Genomic DNA, 16,710 nt, shown 5'->3' on the forward strand with positions numbered 1-16,710 from the left:
CAGTATATCTCAGGCGCCTTTTTTTTCTATCGCATTCAAAAGTTTCGTAACTGCCGCAGAAGGTCCCTGCTCTTTACGAATTTGGATCGCAAGGTCCCTGGCCTCATCCAAACGATTTGTATGATAATACATATCCGCAAGATGCAGATTGTTCTGGGAATGACCTTCGGAGATAGATCTTAGCTCTTCCGACAAACGAATTGCTTCTTGGATATCTCCCATTTTTTTAGCACAATAAGAGAGTATAAAAAGCATTTCAGGATCTTTTACGATCCCCATCTCTCTTAATTCTTGCGCTGCCATATAAGCGGTTTGATAATCCTTGATCTTCAATCCAAGTTTTAAGATCAACTTAGAACGAACTGGATGTGGGTCCCGGCTTCCTTGTAGGTCAGAAAGGAATTTTTTCAATTCCGAAACTGAACTAGTCTTTTTGATCCTATCTGAAATTTCTTTCCAAGAAGAAATTCCTCCACCCGGTCCCGATGGAGCTTCATTCCGGTTAAAAGAAGAATATTCGGAACCTTCTTCCGTTCTGACGGACTGGATCATTCTATTAAATTGATCCGCTAAACTTCCGATCTCATCCCAAGCTTCCGGATGTAATTCTCTTTGTAGATCTCCCTCGGTAGCAAGTTCCAATGCGGAGTATAATCTATCCAAAGGATGGATCACGAAGAAGGAGAAAAACGAATTGATCGCAATAGAAAAAAGAAGAATACAAACTAAAAACGCAAGCACAGGTTTTTTCAAGAGCCCTGTCTCAAATGCCAAAAATTCCTGATACGGAATTCCGATCTCTTTCATTTGAGTTTTGCCCGGAGATTTTTGGATTACGGAATAATAATATTCTCCCATCGCAAGTCCTGGGATCCTTCTAAAATGAGGTTCTCCTTCCGGGATAAGTTCTCTCATTTGGTCCAATGTAAAACTGCGTAATGACTCCCCTTCTGCCGAAGAATTTTTAACGGATCCGGAAAGTATCTTTAAGAATAAGGAAAGTTTTTCGTCCTTAACATCCGGAGAGATCTGCTCTAAAATACCTTCCCGCAGATCTTTAGGAGGAAGATTTCGGACCTTTTTACGGATCTTCTCCAATCCTTTAGAAAAACCTATTAGATTTTCGGAATATTTCTCCGAACCTTTTAGAGACTCCGCAACCTTTGCGTAAGAAGGAAATTCCTTATTTAAAGCGGAAGGATTGTTCCAAATAAAAGAAAGTATCAGATCTCTTTTAGGTTCCGCAAAAAAAGAAGTCTCCAATCCTCCGGAGGCAGTCAGAACAAATCCGTCATTGTCCTGCACGGAAAGTGAATAAGAATCAGGAGAAAGATCCTGAGCCTTCAACCTTTCCTTAACCGTTTCGTTGAAAGACTCCAACCCGGGTTGTAAAAAGAGCCAACTGCTTCCCTGGAACACGAATAATATTAATAATATGATGCCGAGTAAAATAGGAGACCTAAGACTGAAAGCTTCTCCGGAGGCTCTTAAATGAATGAGCCAAGCAAGAAATAATGCAGTCAGAAAAATTGGATTCCAAAAAGAAAGTCCGATCGCTCTGTCTATAGGATAAGCGATCTCTTTCAGGTGGAAAAGGATCGTAGTCCCAAGCAAAAGTAAAAAAGGCACCCAAAGAGAAAGCGCCATTAGCTGAATGTCGGATCTATGCGCCTGGAAACCTCTCCAAACCCCAAAAAGTAATATTACAGAAACATAAAGCACCCCGAACCAAAAGATCACTCTTTCGTCGGCCCTATGGATTACGTCGTAGACTCCTCCACCGAAATCATAAACAGGTTTGGCAAATATCGTTCCTATTATATGCAGTACCAAAATGCTTAGGGCCAGAAAGTATCCGGCGCCTAATAAGATCCTTCCCGTCTTTTCGGAAGTCTGAGAATTCAGCAGAAAAAAATACAAACAAAGATGGGCGCATAGTAAAAACGCAGAAGGAAGCGAAACCCATCTATGTAAAAAGGAAAGAGGATGAAAAAAAGAAGTCCCGAGCAAAAAAGAAAGCTCGAGTAACGCGCAATATAAGAATACCCAGCCTAAATGTAAGGTTGTTTCGTACTTTTCCTTTCTAATTAATAGAAAAAAAGCGCAGAGCCCGGAAAGAATAAATCCGGTGAGATAACTGACGCTGGAAAAAGTTAAAACAGCCATGATGGTCAGAGCATCATTTCACACAAATGACTGCGAATTTGTTCGTGCTGGAACTTGGGGAAAAATCTCCGCTGCCTAAGTTTACGGTCATATAATCCCCTTTATCTCCTGCTGCACTTGTAGACCAAAACAATCCGATGGTTTTGATCTTTTTATCAGCTCTTTTGGAGAATGTCTTAAGCTCTTCCTTATCCGGAAGTCTCTTTCTTCTGGAAGAACAGTAACGAACTGCATCTTCCCAAGCTACAGGAGATCCGGCTTCTTCGTCCCATCCATGTTTTCCATAAACCGGGGTCTTATCCAAATATTCCTGAACGATAAAATATCCGAAAAACACGATCAATGCGACCGCAAGAAATCCAATCACTTTTACAAGAGTTCCTGAACTTCCTCCGGACTGATGAGGAGCTTTCATTGGAAGTTCTTTCATCGTTTCTGAAATTTTAGTAGCTACAGTATGTTGTTGGTGGCGAGTTTGACGACCATGTTCCGGTCTTTTTTTCTGCTGGTGTCCGCGGTTTCCTCCGCCTGGATGTTTGTGGGAAGATTCTTGTTTTTTATTCCCGGAGGTTTTGCGGGGAGGCTTACGACGGTTCGCCATAAAGTGGATTATCCTTTCAGTCGATGGATTTGGACCTGTTTATTCTAAAAGGTCCTAAACGAATTTTAAAATCGTCCGTAAAAGAATCTCTACCAAGACTAGCTCATTTAGTAAAGAAAAAACCGCCAGGCCGAAAGGAAAGCCCCTGCACATACTTAAAAAAGGTCGAATGTTTCGAGTATAGCCGAAAGGATTGTCCCAGAATGCAGACGATTCGAATCGGATTAATTGGCGCAGGCACAGTCGGCTCAGGAGTTCTTAAAATTCTTTCGGAAGAATCCGCAAGATTCGAAAAAGAATACGGTATCTCCCTAAACATACATACAATTTGTACCCGAACTCCCTCTAAAATCGCCCCTATTTCGAAATTATTTTCTAAAGTAAAAATAACAGACGATTACAAACAAGTGGTGGGAAACCCCGAAATCGATACGATCATCGAACTTGTGGGAGGCACAACAATCTCGGAAGAGATCGTATTAGCTGCCTTAAGATCCAAACAGACTGTAATCACAGCGAACAAGGCACTTCTTTCCGAAAAAGGAGAGATCATTTATAGAACTGCAGAAGAGAACCAGACCGAGATCGGATTCGAAGCTTCCGTAGGAGGTTCTATTCCGATCATCCGAGCCATACGGAATTGTTTGGCAGGAGATAAAATCCTCGGGCTTTATGGGATCTTAAACGGAACAACTAACTTCATTCTTTCCAAAATGGAAACGGAAGGTTTAGATTATAAAGAAGCTCTAAAGCTCGCTCAAGAAAAGGGATTTGCAGAAGCCGATCCAAGCTTCGACGTAGAGGGAATTGATACAGCTCATAAGATCAGTATTCTAGGATCTTTAGCCTTCGGAGAAAAGATCCCTTTACAAAACATAGTGGTCGAGGGTATAACAAAGATTACGCGACTCGATATCGCATTCGCATCTGACCTCGGTTATAGGATCAAGTTACTCGGTCTTGTAAGAAAATTGGACGGCAAGGTAGAAGCCAGGGTCCAGCCCGTAATGATCCCAAAACATCATGCGTTCGCAAGTGTGATGAATGAGACAAATGCAGTGTATTACAAGACCGCATTTGCAGGCCCGGGTTTGATCGTTGGAAAAGGTGCAGGCGCATTACCAACGGCTTCTGCAGTTGTTTCGGATCTGATCTATTACAGCTCAAGACGGGGCAAAAATCTTCCGATGGAAAAGAACAGATTTCCGAAAGCCTCCATATCGGAAGCGAACCAAACAGAAGCCAGATATTATCTTAGATTTAATACCTTGGACCAACCCGGGGTTTTAGCGGAAATTGCAAAAGATTTGGGAACAAACGGAGTATCTATTTCTTCTGTTCGCCAAAACGAATCTGAAAAGGAACCTGCAGAAGTAGTAGTGGTCACACATCCATGTGTGGAAGCTTCGATTTCTGCGTCTTTAGGAAGGATAGACGCTTCCGAAGTGGTATTAGAACCCTCGGTTGCGATCCGCTTGGAAGACAAATTGTAAATTATGAGCGAATTTCCCTGCACATTATCCTTACACGAAGGATTCGGGGAGTCACATTTGGATTTATTTTTGGATATTGACGGAAATTCTCGTCTAATCACCTTCGGAACAGTCGCTTCTTATTGGGAATTGCTCCAAAGTGGATCGAAAATAACTTTTCAAAGAAAGAATGATCACAGAAGGATCTATCTGGACTTAGAAGGCGAAATCGAAGAGAAAGGACGACTTAGGATACTTTACCGTGGATCCGCCAAAACGGATTCCAAACCGGAAGAAGTCTCCGGATGGACGGAATTGACAGCCGCCATCAAAGACGGAACAATGATGCTTTAACGCGGATCGGGACAAAATGGCAAAAACGGAATTCGAAGGCCTTTACATAGAAACTAAAAGAGACTCCGTCGGAGACAAAGAAGTTCTAGTCGTCATCATGAATGGAAAAGTGACGAATACGAACGCTTTCGAAATTTCCAGAAAGATCAATTTCGTTTTCGACGAAGGGATCTACGAGATCATCTTAGACCTTTCTTCTTTGGAATATATCAATAGTGTCGGGGTTGCGACTCTTCTTACATTGATCAAAACCGTAGACCAGCATAACGGAAAGATCGTGATAGGAGGATTGAATCACTTCTTAGAAAATGTGATCCGATTGATGGAATTACCTAAAAAAGTGGCGATCTATCATACTCTGGACGAGGCCAAAGCGGTCTTTAAATAATCTTATAGTCCGTCCCAAATATAGGCTTTCGGTCAATACCAAGTCACGGGCTTGAAAGCCTTGGACCTTTGGGGACAGGCTTTTATCTAATACTTTCTTGTTTAGAAAGAATATCCAAATATTCTAAAATACCTTTAGCAATGGTCTCCTTTGAAGCGGGACCGATTTCCTTTTTAGAACCTTCTTTTCCGTAAATAATCACACTTGTATCCAGATCTCCAAAACCCTTGGAGTCTTTACCCACGTAATTTCCTACGATAAAGTCCAGGTTTTTCCTCTTAAGTTTGCCTAGAGCGTTTTGGTCGAGAAGGTCCGTTTCTGCGGAAAAACCGATCCTTAGTACATTCTTCAGATCTTGTGCCTGGACCTTTTCATGGACCGAAACAAGTATGTCCGGATTTTTGATCAGCTCCAGAACTAAGGTATCGCTGCCTTCTTCTTTTTTGATCTTGGATTCGTTCGCATTTTTAGGACGAAAGTCGGCAGGAGCAGCAGCCATAATAAGAATGGAAGAAGAAGTCATTTCATTCAGAACCGCATCTTTCATTTCAAGAGTAGTTTCTACCTTTACAACTCTTGCACCTTTAGGTTCGGAATATTTCGGTTCGGTCAATCCGCGGATATAAACGACTTCTTTCACCAAATGAACCGCTTCCTGAGCTAAACAATATCCCATTTTTCCGGAAGAAGCATTAGAAATAAAACGCACGGGATCGATCCACTCCCTAGTAGGCCCCGAACTTATTATAATTTTTGAATATTTAGCCAAGATCGAACATCTTATTTAGAAGTTTTCAGATACAATTCCAGGATCTTTTTTTGCATGACGGGAACATCGGCAAGTTTGCCGTAACCTTCGTCACCGCAGACCACAACTCCTTCCTGAGGATCTAAGATGATCACTCCGTCTTCCTTCAAACGTGCCAAATTTCTTTGTGTGGCAGGATGAGTGAACATATTCGGATTCATAGCAGGAGCAACCAACACTGGACATTTCGCTGCAAGATAAGTAGAAGTTACAAGATCGTCCGCAATTCCGTTCGCCATTTTTGCGATAATATTTGCGGTAGCAGGGACCACTGCAATTACCGCAGCACGATTTCTCGCGTCAATATGAGCCATTCCCTGCTCATATTCGTCCACCTGGACTTTTTTTCCTGTGAGGGCCTCGAATGTGATCGGACCTATAAACTTGGTGGCATTCTGGGTCATGATCACGGAAACAGGATAACCTTCTTTGGTAAGATTACGCACCAATTCGCAGGCCCTAAAAGCTGCGATACTTCCGCTGACTGCGATCAGAATATCCTTTTTGTCCATAGTACAGATCCAAAACCGATCGATTAGATTTACAACTTAAATCGCAAAGGAAGAAGGAGCGGAAAGTCTAGTAAAACGAACTGTCATGATCTTATTCCCATCCATTTTTTCCACAGTAAGCTTACCTTCGGGGATAGCAACTACGGTCCCTTCCTTAGGCATATCTTCTAACTTCTCTAAAATAAAACCTGCGATAGTTCGGATATCATTCAGCTCTTCTTCTTCGATGCCTGTTAGGATCTCTTTCAGCTCGTCGAGTTCGGTCTCTCCATCTATATCGAATGCATCAGGAGAATGTGATGGAACAGCATCTATTTCATGATCGTCGGTCTCGTCTCTGATCTCACCGAAAACTTCTTCCACTATATCTTCCATGGTAAGTAGTCCGGAAACACCGCCGTACTCGTCGATCACGATCGCCATATGTTGTTTTGCGACCCGTAATTTTTGAAGCACCTTCTCTATAGACATACCTTCCGGAACCACGATAGGAGGCTGCATGATCGTGGTGACTTTTGCTTTTTTATTCCGTTTAGATTCGGAAAGCCAGGCAAGAAAAGCCTGAACGTGAATGATACCTACTATATTATCAGTGGTTCCTTCATACACAGGATATCTGGAAAAATGATGTTCCGCAATGATAGAGAGAACTCCATCCATTTGACTGTCCGCAGGAATTCCTACAATACTCAAACGATGGGTCATCACATCCTTAGCCAAATGTTCGGAGAACTGGAAAGTATTTTGGATGATCTGGAATTCTTCCTGGTCTATATTTCCCTGTTTATTCTGCTCTTGGATCAGTATCATCAATTCTTCCGGAGAATGTATGATACGATGAGAATCTTCCTTAAACCCTATCATTCTCAGAAGAAAGGAAGTCATTCCATTTAAGAAAAACGTAATAGGGAAAAACAGATAATAAAAGAAGAATATAGGAGCGCTTGTCACCAAGGCAAGAGTCTCCGTCTTTTGGATCGCAACCGTCTTTGGAAGAAGTTCTCCCAGAAGAATATGCAAAAATGTGATCAATGCAAACGAGATCGCAACTGCAACTCCATGAACCGTCAGATCGGAATCAGGATAACCTGCGTAATGGAAAATAGGCTCGATCCAACTGGAGAGATAACCTTCGCCCACCCAGCCTAAAAGTAAGCTCGCAATCGTGATCCCCACCTGACAGACGGAAAGCATATCGTTTAACATACTGGCCGCTTTTCTGGTAAGGGCGGCCATAGGTATTCCGTCTCGGATCATTTCTTCCAAACGAGAAGGCCGGATCGAGACCAAGGCAAATTCCGCAGACACGAAAAATCCGTTGGCGAATATAAGAAGAAGTATTACAAAAAATCCAATCACGTCCATTAACGACAAGATCTTCCGAATGTCAGATTTAGGCGGATTGCTAGATCGAAAGAATAAAACAAGGTGGGAAAAATATGGCTTTGGTCCGGAAAAATCCGGCTTCTACTATCGGGGTCCATCTATCTGTGATACCATCCCTGAAAAACGGTGCATTGTCGAGTGTTTTGGAGACGAAAAAATGAAATTTTCCCCTTTTACCGAGCTAGGTTTAAGAGGGCTATTCTGCGTTTCGGACCATTTTTAAGACTCTGGAATTCAGATTCGGGTCCCCATTTTCGTTTGCGAGTCTCTCTAATAAATTTATGTCGGATTCCGACTCAGGATTCCAGTATTTAACAAAGTAAAGGCGAGAAGTTCCTACGGATAACCAGAATCTTGCCCAGTCCAGGAAGTCCTCGGATTTATCTCCCCAGCCTGAACCGCTGAGTGAATCCTTTGTGAATGCGATCCTATCCGGCAAATTCCTAAAATCTAATCTACGTTTCGCCTTTCTGAAAGAAATAGAATCGGACCCGCAGGACCATTCATAATCCCGAAGACCGTTAGGAGACTTAGAAGTCACCTTCATATTCCAAATAAGCAAAGCGGACTTTCCTTGGAGAAGTTTAGATCCATCATAATATTGTAATGGATAGGACTGCCATCCCAAATGACCGTCCCCTTCCGGAAGATTTTTAGGGAAAAGACTTTCACAGGCAGGACCGAATACCTTTTTAGCGGAATCTGACTCGTCTCTTTTATCAAAACGAAGGAATAACTTAATTTCAGAATCAGGGAATTCTTTTCTCAGATATTCTGCCGCTTCCACTCCGGGAGAATTCAGATAGATCTGGATTTTATCCTTCTTGGAAAAAGATTCCATCGTACTTCTAAAAGCAGACTGAGCAGTATAACTGGTAGGATTGTCAGTATTCAGTTCTCTCGCTTCCAGCTCGGAAGAATCTCCGTCTTTGTGGAAAAGAAATACTCTTTTATCTTTCACAAAAACTGCGATGAGTGGATGAGTTAACTTTTTGAAATTTGCATTTTTAAGAGGATCCGATTCTTCTCTAATACGTGCGGACTCCTTGGTTCTCATTTCGGACCAAGCGGATTTCCAAGGCTCTCTACCCGGCGGATAAAATCCTTTATATCTGGAAATTCTATTATGAGTTTTAAGGATCGCAAGATCAGGAGGAGAATCCTCTTCCTGAAGTTCGGAATTTTCCTCATAGTGGATCATAAAAGAAAGCAGATCGTTCGTATAACCATGTCTGGTATAAAAATCAATGGCAGAATTTTCTAAACTTTTGCTTCCAAATGAGGGAGGTAGATAATTTTTGATCTCGAAAGTTTTATCATCCGTATGACCGGACGCGGAAATTTTAAGAGCCTGGTCTAAGAAACTTTTTACTCCTCTTAAATTGGAAGATTCTTTATGAGAAAGGAATAATCCATTCAATCGGATCCATTCCTCCTTATAAGAAGGATCTTCTTTTAAGATACCGCCGGCCTTAGTGAACTCTATGATCGCTTTTCTAAGATTATTCGTTTTTAACTGTAAAAATCCGTGAAGCAATGTGGCGGAATATTCTACTCTTCTCCATCCCTTACTTTGAGCAAGGAAACTCAGATCCATCGCAAGTTTGGCGGCAACCTCGGGTTCGTCTTCCGAAAGGATTTGGATAATTCTTAATTTAGTAAATAGATCATCTTCCGTAAGATTCTTAGGAGTGCTGACCGACTGTAAAGCGTCCACTGCCTTGTGAGAATTTTTGGATTTCCAAACTGCAACTGACACTAGATCGCGAGCGCTGTTGATCGGAATAGGTTCGCCCAAGAAAGGATGTAGTATCTTAGTGGACCAATGTAAAAAATCCAAATTCAGATAATATTCAAGCGCTCTTGCAGGCTCACCTTGCAGATAAGCAAGAGTTCCTAACTTAAGATACAATGAATTTTTATAAGTGGGAGCCATCTCCCCTTGTCTTTCTATAATATATTTTAAAACTTTTTCGGCAGAATTCGGATCTCCATCTACCAAATAGTAATAAGCCAATTTTTCGTAAGAATGAGATAACATTCTTCCGCCTAAATTTTCAGAAACGATCCCGATTTTAGAAAATTGGATCGCGTCTCTGGCAAATCCCAGCTCTGAAAGATAATCGGCAATATTAGGAAGAAAATTGGATAAGAAAGGAATATGTTTTAGTTCCTTCTCTTCCGGATCGGTAACTCCGGGAAAAGGAGAAAGTATTCTTTGGAGATTCGTATATTCTCTATCATGGTTCGGATCTGAAAGTTTGAAATCCGCCATATAACTTCCGAGGCGAAGCATTCTACAAAGTGAATAATATTGTTTTTTAGGAGAACATTTGATCTTATCCGCAGGCTTCTTATGAAGAAGAACGTTACGCGTAGATTCTACCAATTCTTTTTGGTATGTATCTCCTGCAGGAGGATTCCAGGCTTTTAAGAAGTTTTCCCCATTCGTCTTTTTAGAAAAGTAGATATCTTGGAAATAGAGTAGAAGAGCTTCTGCGAAACCTAGATCTTTTTCTTTTCGGATGGAATTGATCAGGTTGGAGAATTTTCCGGAATCCTTATTAAGAAGTAAATATTCCCCAGCTAAAAGTGCAAACTCCGATTTTTGGACAGCATTCAGACCTTCCGGAAATGAGTTAAAATCGGTTTCTTTAGTCAGTACGTTTTTGCCGTCCATCAAAAGATAAAAATTACCCGGAGAGCCTGTCCAACCGTAGTCATTACGGGTCTGAGCAGAGAGAGATGTACAAAAAGAACAGAACGAAATTAATAAAAATGGAATATACTTGAAAATTAGGCTAATTACGCCTACTTTACGAATATTTAAAATTGCATTTTGCAAGGGAATCGATCGCGATTTAAGAGCGGTTTATAGACCTTCTCTTTTTAAGTCCCGGCCCATTAAATCTCTAACAACCTCCTTCGGATTCTTATGCTCGTAAAGCATTTTATACACCTCGGTGGTAATGGCCATTTCGATACCTAATTTCTGGGATAGTTCGAATCCACTTTTGGCAGTTTTTACCCCTTCTGCAACTTCTACCATGCCGCCTAAAATGGAATCCAGGCTTTCTCCTTTTCCCAATCTAAAACCTACGGTCCTGTTTCTGGAAGCATCTCCACAGCAAGTTAAGATCAAATCTCCCATTCCGGAAGGTCCTAAGAATGTAAGAGGGTCCGCACCCAATTTGACTCCTAGTCTGGAAATTTCGGTTAGTCCTCTGGTGATCAAAGCGGCTCTAGTATTCTGTCCGAATCCTAATCCGTCCGAAACTCCCGCAGCAATCGCGATCACATTCTTCAAGGAACCGCCGACTTCTACTCCGACCACGTCCGGGGTCCAATAGGTCCTAAAATAAGTGAAACTGAATATTTCCTGTACCTTTCTTGCAGTAGCTTCATTCTTAGATGCGATACTCACTATCGTGGGTACACGTTTAACCAACTCTTTTGCAAAACTAGGTCCGGAAAGATAAGATAATCTGCTGTGAAATTTACCGGGAAGTTCCGCTTCAAAAATTTCAGAAACTAGTCTAAGACTTCCGTTCTCTATTCCTTTACTTGCAGAAACGATCGGAGCCTTTTCAGGCAAAAAAGATTTAATCTCTTTTAAAATATCCGTGATTGCGTGAGAAGGAGGAGCGGAAACGATCATATCCTTATCTCGGACCGCTTCTTCTAAACTTGTACTTCCTTTTAAATTTTTAGGAAGATCTATGCCCGGTAAATATTTTTCATTCCGGTGGTTCTCGTTGATCTCTTTTATAAGGTTGGAGTTCCTTCCCCAAATGGTAACATCATAACCTTTGTCTGCCAGCAGCACACCTAAAGAAGAACCGAAACTTCCAGATCCGATAACGCCGATTTGCATGAGATACCCTTTCCCCAACTAACCCTAAGGAGTGATGATCCTGACCTGGAAAGCCTAAACGGCAAGAAAAAAAAGCGGGGAAAAAGGAAGGTCATTCCATTCTTATTTTGGTATAAAACAGAAATGAGTTTACCGAGCAAATCAGAAGGATTAATTTTGTTCTTCCATGCTCGATTTGCGGAAACTTTCTGGATTCAATCTTTTAGATTTTCTCACGGGAAAAAATTCCTTTGAAGAAAAAGCCTTAAAGAGCAATTACAGGATCGCCGTTTTACTTCATTCTTTGAATAAGGTTCTGCAAAAAAAAGTGGTAGAGGGCACGGAAGATCTGGAGTCCCTAGTGATGGATTCCGGTCGGGGCGTTTTATACCTTTCCGGACATTATTCCATCCAAGGACTGGCCTGGTCTAAAATTTTAAGAACGAATCATATCAGATACAAACTCTCTTTACGACCTGTGAAGGTGGATGGAAACAGAGTGGTGTTTAGGATAGAAGCGTTCAGGCTCTATGATCATAACCCAAGGTCCATAGATCCAATACGGATCTTTTCCAAAGTTTTTAAATTCCATAGAAAATTAATATTAGAAGAGATAGTCGAAGAAATTCCGGAAATATTATCCCTTACGGAAGTGGGAAATGAGATCAGAGTCGATCTGAATTATTTTTTAGCGGAAATTCCGGAAGTAGCCGGGGCGGTTTCAGTCCAAAAAGTAATCCCCGAAAAAGGAAATGTATTTTTATTCGTGCGTTCCAATACGATTTTAAAACCGTTATTGGATTTTTTCGGTCCGGACTATCTTAGAATAGAACCGATTTCGGAGAACGAAGACAGTATGCTCATGCTGTGGAGGGATTAGAAAGATTGGACATTATCACGGGTTTTTCAAGAATCAGTATAGAAAGGGTCAAACGGCTTTAAGTCGTTTAACATAAAATTAGGATAAGTCCAAATGAGGATCATTTACCTCACCGATATCCACGACGGACTCAGAGGATTGAAAGAAGTCCTTATAGGAACCGAATGCGACTTGTACCTATTCTCCGGCGACATCATCTACAAAGCCTTTTTTAACCCGGAACGTATCATCGAATTTGTAACACTCCAAGAAGACATGTATCGTATCATGGATGATATCAAAGAAGAGATCAATCCTTACGATTATGCAACAAGAGCTGTACGTTTTCCGGAAAAGTACCAGCCTAACGTGGTAGAAAAATCCCAGGATTACAGAAGATTATTCCACCAAGCTGCAAAAACGATGAAGGAAAAATACGAACTCATCGAGATCATCATCCAAAAATACGCGAAAGCACCTGTCTGGTTATTACCGGGAAATTACGATATAGATCTTCAATATTCCGCGTTATACGAAAGAGATCTGCATAGAAAAACCTTCGATATGGGAGGATTAAAATTTGCAGGTTATGGTGGAGCTCCTGTGATCACTTCGGGTATCCCTGAAAAGTTAGCGGTAAAATTCCACGAGTATAATCGTAACGGAAAAAATTACAGCGAACCGGAAGACTTCTTCAAAGAAGAAAATCCGGACGTAGTTGTGATCCATAATCCTGCGTACGGATTTTTAGATAAGATCCCAAGTTTTGGAAATGTAGGTTCCCAAGGGATCAGAAGGTATTTAGACGATTATTCTCCTGCCTTAGTTGTCTCGGGTCATGTTCATGAAGACCAAGGGATCATAAAAAAGGGAAAAACAGTGTTTTTGAATCCTTCTAATTTTGGACCGGTTGATTCAGTCTTTGGATTTCAACCTGGAGGCTTCTTCTCCGAAATAGAAATAGAAAACAATCTTGTAAAAAATGTAAAACTGAATAGACTATCGGATCACTCAATTCGCCATCTTTTAGAAGTCGATTGTTCTGGAGACAAGTTAGAGCTTGTCCATGCAAGCAGCGACTCGGAAGTTCCGGCGGAAGATTTTATCCGATAGTTATGACTCTTCCAAAACTCAGTTCAAACTCCAATATTATAAAATTTTTAGGCCTGAAAAAATTTTTCAGATCTCACGAAACCGGAGTCTCCAGGGAAAGAATAGAAGATTTCAAAAAATTTAATAAACTCATCAACTATGGAGGAGATGAGGTAGCGTTCGATATATTAGGTTCTTTGAATTTCGGCCAAGCAACATCGGATTCAGACACTGACATTGTGATGTATACCAGATGTGAAGAAGGTAGAATGGGAGAATGTGGACTCGAAAATTGTTATAAAATCGCCCTGTTCAAACATATGTTCCTAAACCTGGTTACCTTCGAACATAATTCCCAAGCTTATAAGCTGGAAATCGTAGATTGTATCAACCTGAACCAATTGGAAAAAGATATAAAAGATAAGAATGCTGATTCTGCCCTACTCATCCGTTTTTGTTTTTATAGATCCATTTGTAGAGGGGTAAATCGCAGACTTCTTCATAAATATGAAAACATGATCTCAGATAATCTTCCTCTTTGGGAAAAAATTTCAGGGTCATTAGAAGAATGTTTTGAAGGGATCATTAAGTCTTCTCAACATACTTATTCTTTTCATAAATACGCGGGAAGATTGGCAGAGAAGGGAATTAAATTGCCCGGTTCCATGACGGAGAAAATAAAGGATTATTTAAAACAATGATCACCTTTCTGACCTTAGCCGCATGTTTGGCCGCCGCTGCGATCTTCTTCCATGTTCTATATACTGTAGATACAAAACGTCTAGATAAAAAAGATCCCAAACGACCTAAAGACAACGACTATGGAAATCCAAGAAAAGTGTACGGTGGAAATTGGGATCCGAATATTCCCCGCCCCAGACTTTGTCCTGTATGCGGTCGGTTCTTGGATAAGAATGAATACTTATACGCAGTTCTTTTTGAACCCGCAGTTCCCGGAGCAAAACGACAAGCGCGGATTTATGGTTGCCGTTACTGTTACCTAGGATTGGATGATTCAAGTTCGGCTCCAGGGGAAATGGTGCAAAATTCTCCTCAACCGAAACCAGTCCAGGATGAAGAACTCGGTCTCTGATAAAAAAAATTCCAGCGTTTCCTTAGCCAGCTCCATCGGAGTCGTAAAAGGTGTGGGTCCTAAAAAACAGGAAGTTTTAGAATCCGTAGGGATCAAAACTATCCAAGATCTTTTAGGATGGTTTCCACGCAGATATTTAGATCGGAACTTAACTGAAAACATTCTACTCAAGCAGGGAGAATCGGTTACCTTAATTTTAGAAGTAATCGATTCTTATCTGGCTCACGGAAAAAAATCCAGACTTGTAGTTTCCGCAAAAACTAAAAACAACGAGCCGATCAGTTTAGTTTTCTTCAGAGGTATCCAATTTTTCCGCAGGGTCTTCCAGCCCGGAATTCTAGTAGCTGTAACCGGTAAGCTGGAATATTTCAGAGGTTTCCAACTCATGCATCCGGACTACGAAGTTCTATCTTACGGCGGAAATTCCGAAATTTCCGAAGATGATCTTCCGGAGAGTATTCATACGGGTCGGATCATTCCACTTTATCCTACAACGGAAGCAATGAGAGATGAACATCTCAATTCAAGAGAACTTCGTAAACTAATCCACTTTGCATTAAAACTTTTAGAAGGTAGAATTCAGGAAATCCTGCCTGCCCAAGTGGTTAAAAAAAGAAATCTAATGGACCGTGCCCAAGCCTATAACGAGATCCATTTTCCCACAGAAGACGAACAATTAGGCAGAGCAAGAACCAGATTCAAATACGAAGAATTATATTATTTCAATCTTTTGATAGAATACAAACGTTCTCAAAGAGCAAAAGTTCCCAGGATTTTATGGCCTCTTCCAGAATCAAAAACCGCAAAGGATCTGATCAAAAATTTACCTTTCGAATTAACTCCAGACCAAAAGGAAAGCCTGGCAAAAATTTCAGAATGGACCAAGTCGGATACTCCGGCCGCAATCCTATTACAAGGAGATGTCGGTTCCGGAAAAACCTTGGTCGCACTTCTCACCGCACTCAAATACACGGACAATCAAGTTCAAGTCTGCATGGTGGCTCCTACCGAAATTTTAGCCAGACAACATTATCAAACCGTAATGAACTTTTTGGGGAATATGCCATTTCTGCGAATAGAACTTTTAGTGGGAAAAGAACCTAAAAAAACCAGAGCGGAAAAAATATTCAGGATCAAAACAGGAGAATCCTTATTTATCATAGGGACTCACAGTGTTTTCCAAGAAGATGTGATCTTCAAAGATCTCGGACTTGCGATCATAGACGAACAGCATAAGTTCGGAGTGGAACAAAGAGAAACCTTAAGATCCAAGGGAAAAAATCCGGACATTCTAGCAATGACCGCTACTCCAATTCCAAGAACACTTTGTCTTACACTGTACGGTGATTTGGAATTAGTGACCTTAAAAAATCGTCCTGCCGGCAGGATACCGATCAAAACATTATGGTTTACCGAAGGCAAAAGATCAGGAGTTTATAAATCCATCCAAAAGTACGTCTCCCAAGGAAGACAATGTTATATTGTATACCCATTGGTCGAAGAATCGGAAAAATCGGATCTTAAGTCCTGTATAGAAGCATATGAAACATTAAGGAAAGATGTTTTTCCTGAATTTAAAGTAGGGCTTCTCCATGGAAAAATGGAAACCTCCGAAAAAGACAGGATCATGAAATTGTTCCAGCAAAATGAGATCCAGATCTTAGTCAGTACCACGGTGATAGAAGTAGGTGTAGACGTTCCGAATGCTTCCGTGATGGTGATTGAACATTCCGATAGATTCGGGATCTCTCAACTTCACCAGTTAAGGGGACGAGTAGGCCGGGGAAAACACGAAAGCTTTTGTATCTTAATTTCAGATTCCAAAATTACGGAAGAAGCAAGGTACCGCATCCAAGCCCTGGTGGATTCCGATGATGGATTCTTCTTATCCGAAGCTGACCTGAAATTGAGAGGCCCTGGAGAACTTTTAGGCGTAAGACAAAGTGGATTGCCGGACTTTAAGATCGCCGACTTAAGAGAAGATAGTCAATGGATTGAGATCTCTAGAGAAGATGTAAATCAGTTCGGGAATTTGGGGGATCTGGAAAAATCAGAGATCGTTTCTAGATTTTCGGAAGGCGCTTTATTATTTTCTAATTGAGAAGGAAAGGTTTTCGGCCGACCTA

At 41.1% G+C, this 16,710-nt stretch carries 15 protein-coding genes; 8 read left to right on the plus strand and 7 right to left on the minus strand.

The window, feature by feature from the left end; translation table 11 throughout:
* Positions 1-9: 9 nt before the first annotated feature.
* Positions 10-2,166, minus strand: coding sequence for a tetratricopeptide repeat protein (locus EHR06_RS14460; protein ID WP_135757650.1), 2,157 nt, complete (start codon positions 2,164-2,166; stop codon positions 10-12).
* Between the two features lie 13 nt (positions 2,167-2,179).
* Positions 2,180-2,767, minus strand: a complete 588-nt coding sequence (locus EHR06_RS14465; RefSeq protein WP_135757651.1) for an LIC_10572 family protein — start codon at positions 2,765-2,767, stop codon at positions 2,180-2,182.
* Between the two features lie 203 nt (positions 2,768-2,970).
* On the opposite strand from EHR06_RS14465, the gene EHR06_RS14470 reads away from it, so the two are divergent.
* From EHR06_RS14470 to EHR06_RS14480, 3 genes are read left to right on the plus strand one after another with little or no spacing between them, the layout of a single operon-like run.
* Positions 2,971-4,260: a homoserine dehydrogenase gene (locus tag EHR06_RS14470; RefSeq protein WP_135757652.1), complete on the plus strand. Its 1,290-nt coding sequence runs from the start codon at positions 2,971-2,973 to the stop codon at positions 4,258-4,260.
* Between the two features lie 3 nt (positions 4,261-4,263).
* The gene (locus EHR06_RS14475) at positions 4,264-4,593 is read left to right on the plus strand and encodes a hypothetical protein (protein WP_135757653.1); all 330 of its coding nucleotides are present in this window, start codon (positions 4,264-4,266) and stop codon (positions 4,591-4,593) included.
* Between the two features lie 16 nt (positions 4,594-4,609).
* Entirely contained in the window at positions 4,610-4,981 is a 372-nt protein-coding gene (locus EHR06_RS14480; RefSeq protein ID WP_135757654.1) for an STAS domain-containing protein, read from the plus strand.
* Positions 4,982-5,063: 82 nt separating this feature from the next.
* Here EHR06_RS14480 and EHR06_RS14485 read toward each other — a convergent pair whose 3' ends face one another.
* From EHR06_RS14485 to EHR06_RS14505, 5 genes are all read right to left on the minus strand, one after another.
* Positions 5,064-5,750 carry a phosphopantothenoylcysteine decarboxylase domain-containing protein gene (locus EHR06_RS14485; protein WP_135757655.1) on the minus strand — a complete coding sequence of 229 codons (687 nt, stop codon included), beginning with the start codon at positions 5,748-5,750 and terminating at the stop codon, positions 5,064-5,066.
* Between the two features lie 11 nt (positions 5,751-5,761).
* Positions 5,762-6,301: a phosphopantothenoylcysteine decarboxylase gene (locus tag EHR06_RS14490; RefSeq protein ID WP_100708104.1), complete on the minus strand. Its 540-nt coding sequence runs from the start codon at positions 6,299-6,301 to the stop codon at positions 5,762-5,764.
* A 36-nt stretch (positions 6,302-6,337) separates the two neighbouring features.
* On the minus strand, positions 6,338-7,666 hold the full coding sequence (locus EHR06_RS14495) for a hemolysin family protein (protein WP_135757656.1): 1,329 nt from the start codon (positions 7,664-7,666) through the stop codon (positions 6,338-6,340).
* Between the two features lie 217 nt (positions 7,667-7,883).
* Complete coding sequence (locus EHR06_RS14500; RefSeq protein ID WP_244288612.1) at positions 7,884-10,367, minus strand: tetratricopeptide repeat protein; 2,484 nt, start codon at positions 10,365-10,367, stop codon at positions 7,884-7,886.
* A 192-nt stretch (positions 10,368-10,559) separates the two neighbouring features.
* Positions 10,560-11,561: an NAD(P)H-dependent glycerol-3-phosphate dehydrogenase gene (locus tag EHR06_RS14505; protein ID WP_135757658.1), complete on the minus strand. Its 1,002-nt coding sequence runs from the start codon at positions 11,559-11,561 to the stop codon at positions 10,560-10,562.
* Between the two features lie 166 nt (positions 11,562-11,727).
* Here EHR06_RS14505 and EHR06_RS14510 point away from each other — a divergent pair, with 166 nt between their 5' ends.
* The 5 genes from EHR06_RS14510 (at position 11,728) to recG (ending at position 16,685) form a co-directional block, all read left to right on the plus strand.
* Positions 11,728-12,420, plus strand: coding sequence for a hypothetical protein (locus EHR06_RS14510; RefSeq protein ID WP_135757659.1), 693 nt, complete (start codon positions 11,728-11,730; stop codon positions 12,418-12,420).
* A gap of 93 nt (positions 12,421-12,513) precedes the next feature.
* A complete protein-coding gene (locus tag EHR06_RS14515) occupies positions 12,514-13,512 on the plus strand; it encodes a metallophosphoesterase family protein (protein ID WP_135757660.1) in 999 nt (332 codons plus the stop codon).
* Positions 13,513-13,514: 2 nt separating this feature from the next.
* Positions 13,515-14,192, plus strand: coding sequence for a hypothetical protein (locus tag EHR06_RS14520; RefSeq protein WP_135757661.1), 678 nt, complete (start codon positions 13,515-13,517; stop codon positions 14,190-14,192).
* Complete coding sequence (locus tag EHR06_RS14525) at positions 14,189-14,584, plus strand: hypothetical protein (protein ID WP_135757662.1); 396 nt, start codon at positions 14,189-14,191, stop codon at positions 14,582-14,584. Before EHR06_RS14520 ends, EHR06_RS14525 begins: the two co-directional genes overlap by 4 nt.
* Complete coding sequence (gene recG / locus EHR06_RS14530; protein WP_135757663.1) at positions 14,565-16,685, plus strand: ATP-dependent DNA helicase RecG; 2,121 nt, start codon at positions 14,565-14,567, stop codon at positions 16,683-16,685. Before EHR06_RS14525 ends, recG begins: the two co-directional genes overlap by 20 nt.
* Positions 16,686-16,710: the final 25 nt, after the last annotated feature.

It is taken from the genome of Leptospira dzoumogneensis, assembly GCF_004770895.1.
GTDB classification, from domain to species: Bacteria; Spirochaetota; Leptospiria; order Leptospirales; family Leptospiraceae; genus Leptospira_B; species Leptospira_B dzoumogneensis.

What these genes read in the sequence shown, in the direction of transcription:
- EHR06_RS14515 (WP_135757660.1), top strand. Translation starts at nt 12,514, where the DNA reads ATGAGGATCATTTACCTCACCGATATCCACGACGGACTCAGAGGATTG.
- EHR06_RS14480 (WP_135757654.1), top strand. Translation starts at nt 4,610, where the DNA reads ATGGCAAAAACGGAATTCGAAGGCCTTTACATAGAAACTAAAAGAGAC.
- EHR06_RS14505 (WP_135757658.1), bottom strand. Translation starts at nt 11,561, where the DNA reads ATGCAAATCGGCGTTATCGGATCTGGAAGTTTCGGTTCTTCTTTAGGT.
- EHR06_RS14475 (WP_135757653.1), top strand. Translation starts at nt 4,264, where the DNA reads ATGAGCGAATTTCCCTGCACATTATCCTTACACGAAGGATTCGGGGAG.
- recG (WP_135757663.1), top strand. Translation starts at nt 14,565, where the DNA reads ATGAAGAACTCGGTCTCTGATAAAAAAAATTCCAGCGTTTCCTTAGCC.
- EHR06_RS14490 (WP_100708104.1), bottom strand. Translation starts at nt 6,301, where the DNA reads ATGGACAAAAAGGATATTCTGATCGCAGTCAGCGGAAGTATCGCAGCT.
- EHR06_RS14500 (WP_244288612.1), bottom strand. Translation starts at nt 10,367, where the DNA reads ATGGACGGCAAAAACGTACTGACTAAAGAAACCGATTTTAACTCATTT.
- EHR06_RS14520 (WP_135757661.1), top strand. Translation starts at nt 13,515, where the DNA reads ATGACTCTTCCAAAACTCAGTTCAAACTCCAATATTATAAAATTTTTA.
- EHR06_RS14495 (WP_135757656.1), bottom strand. Translation starts at nt 7,666, where the DNA reads ATGGACGTGATTGGATTTTTTGTAATACTTCTTCTTATATTCGCCAAC.
- EHR06_RS14465 (WP_135757651.1), bottom strand. Translation starts at nt 2,767, where the DNA reads ATGGCGAACCGTCGTAAGCCTCCCCGCAAAACCTCCGGGAATAAAAAA.
- EHR06_RS14510 (WP_135757659.1), top strand. Translation starts at nt 11,728, where the DNA reads ATGCTCGATTTGCGGAAACTTTCTGGATTCAATCTTTTAGATTTTCTC.
- EHR06_RS14525 (WP_135757662.1), top strand. Translation starts at nt 14,189, where the DNA reads ATGATCACCTTTCTGACCTTAGCCGCATGTTTGGCCGCCGCTGCGATC.
- EHR06_RS14460 (WP_135757650.1), bottom strand. Translation starts at nt 2,166, where the DNA reads ATGGCTGTTTTAACTTTTTCCAGCGTCAGTTATCTCACCGGATTTATT.
- EHR06_RS14470 (WP_135757652.1), top strand. Translation starts at nt 2,971, where the DNA reads ATGCAGACGATTCGAATCGGATTAATTGGCGCAGGCACAGTCGGCTCA.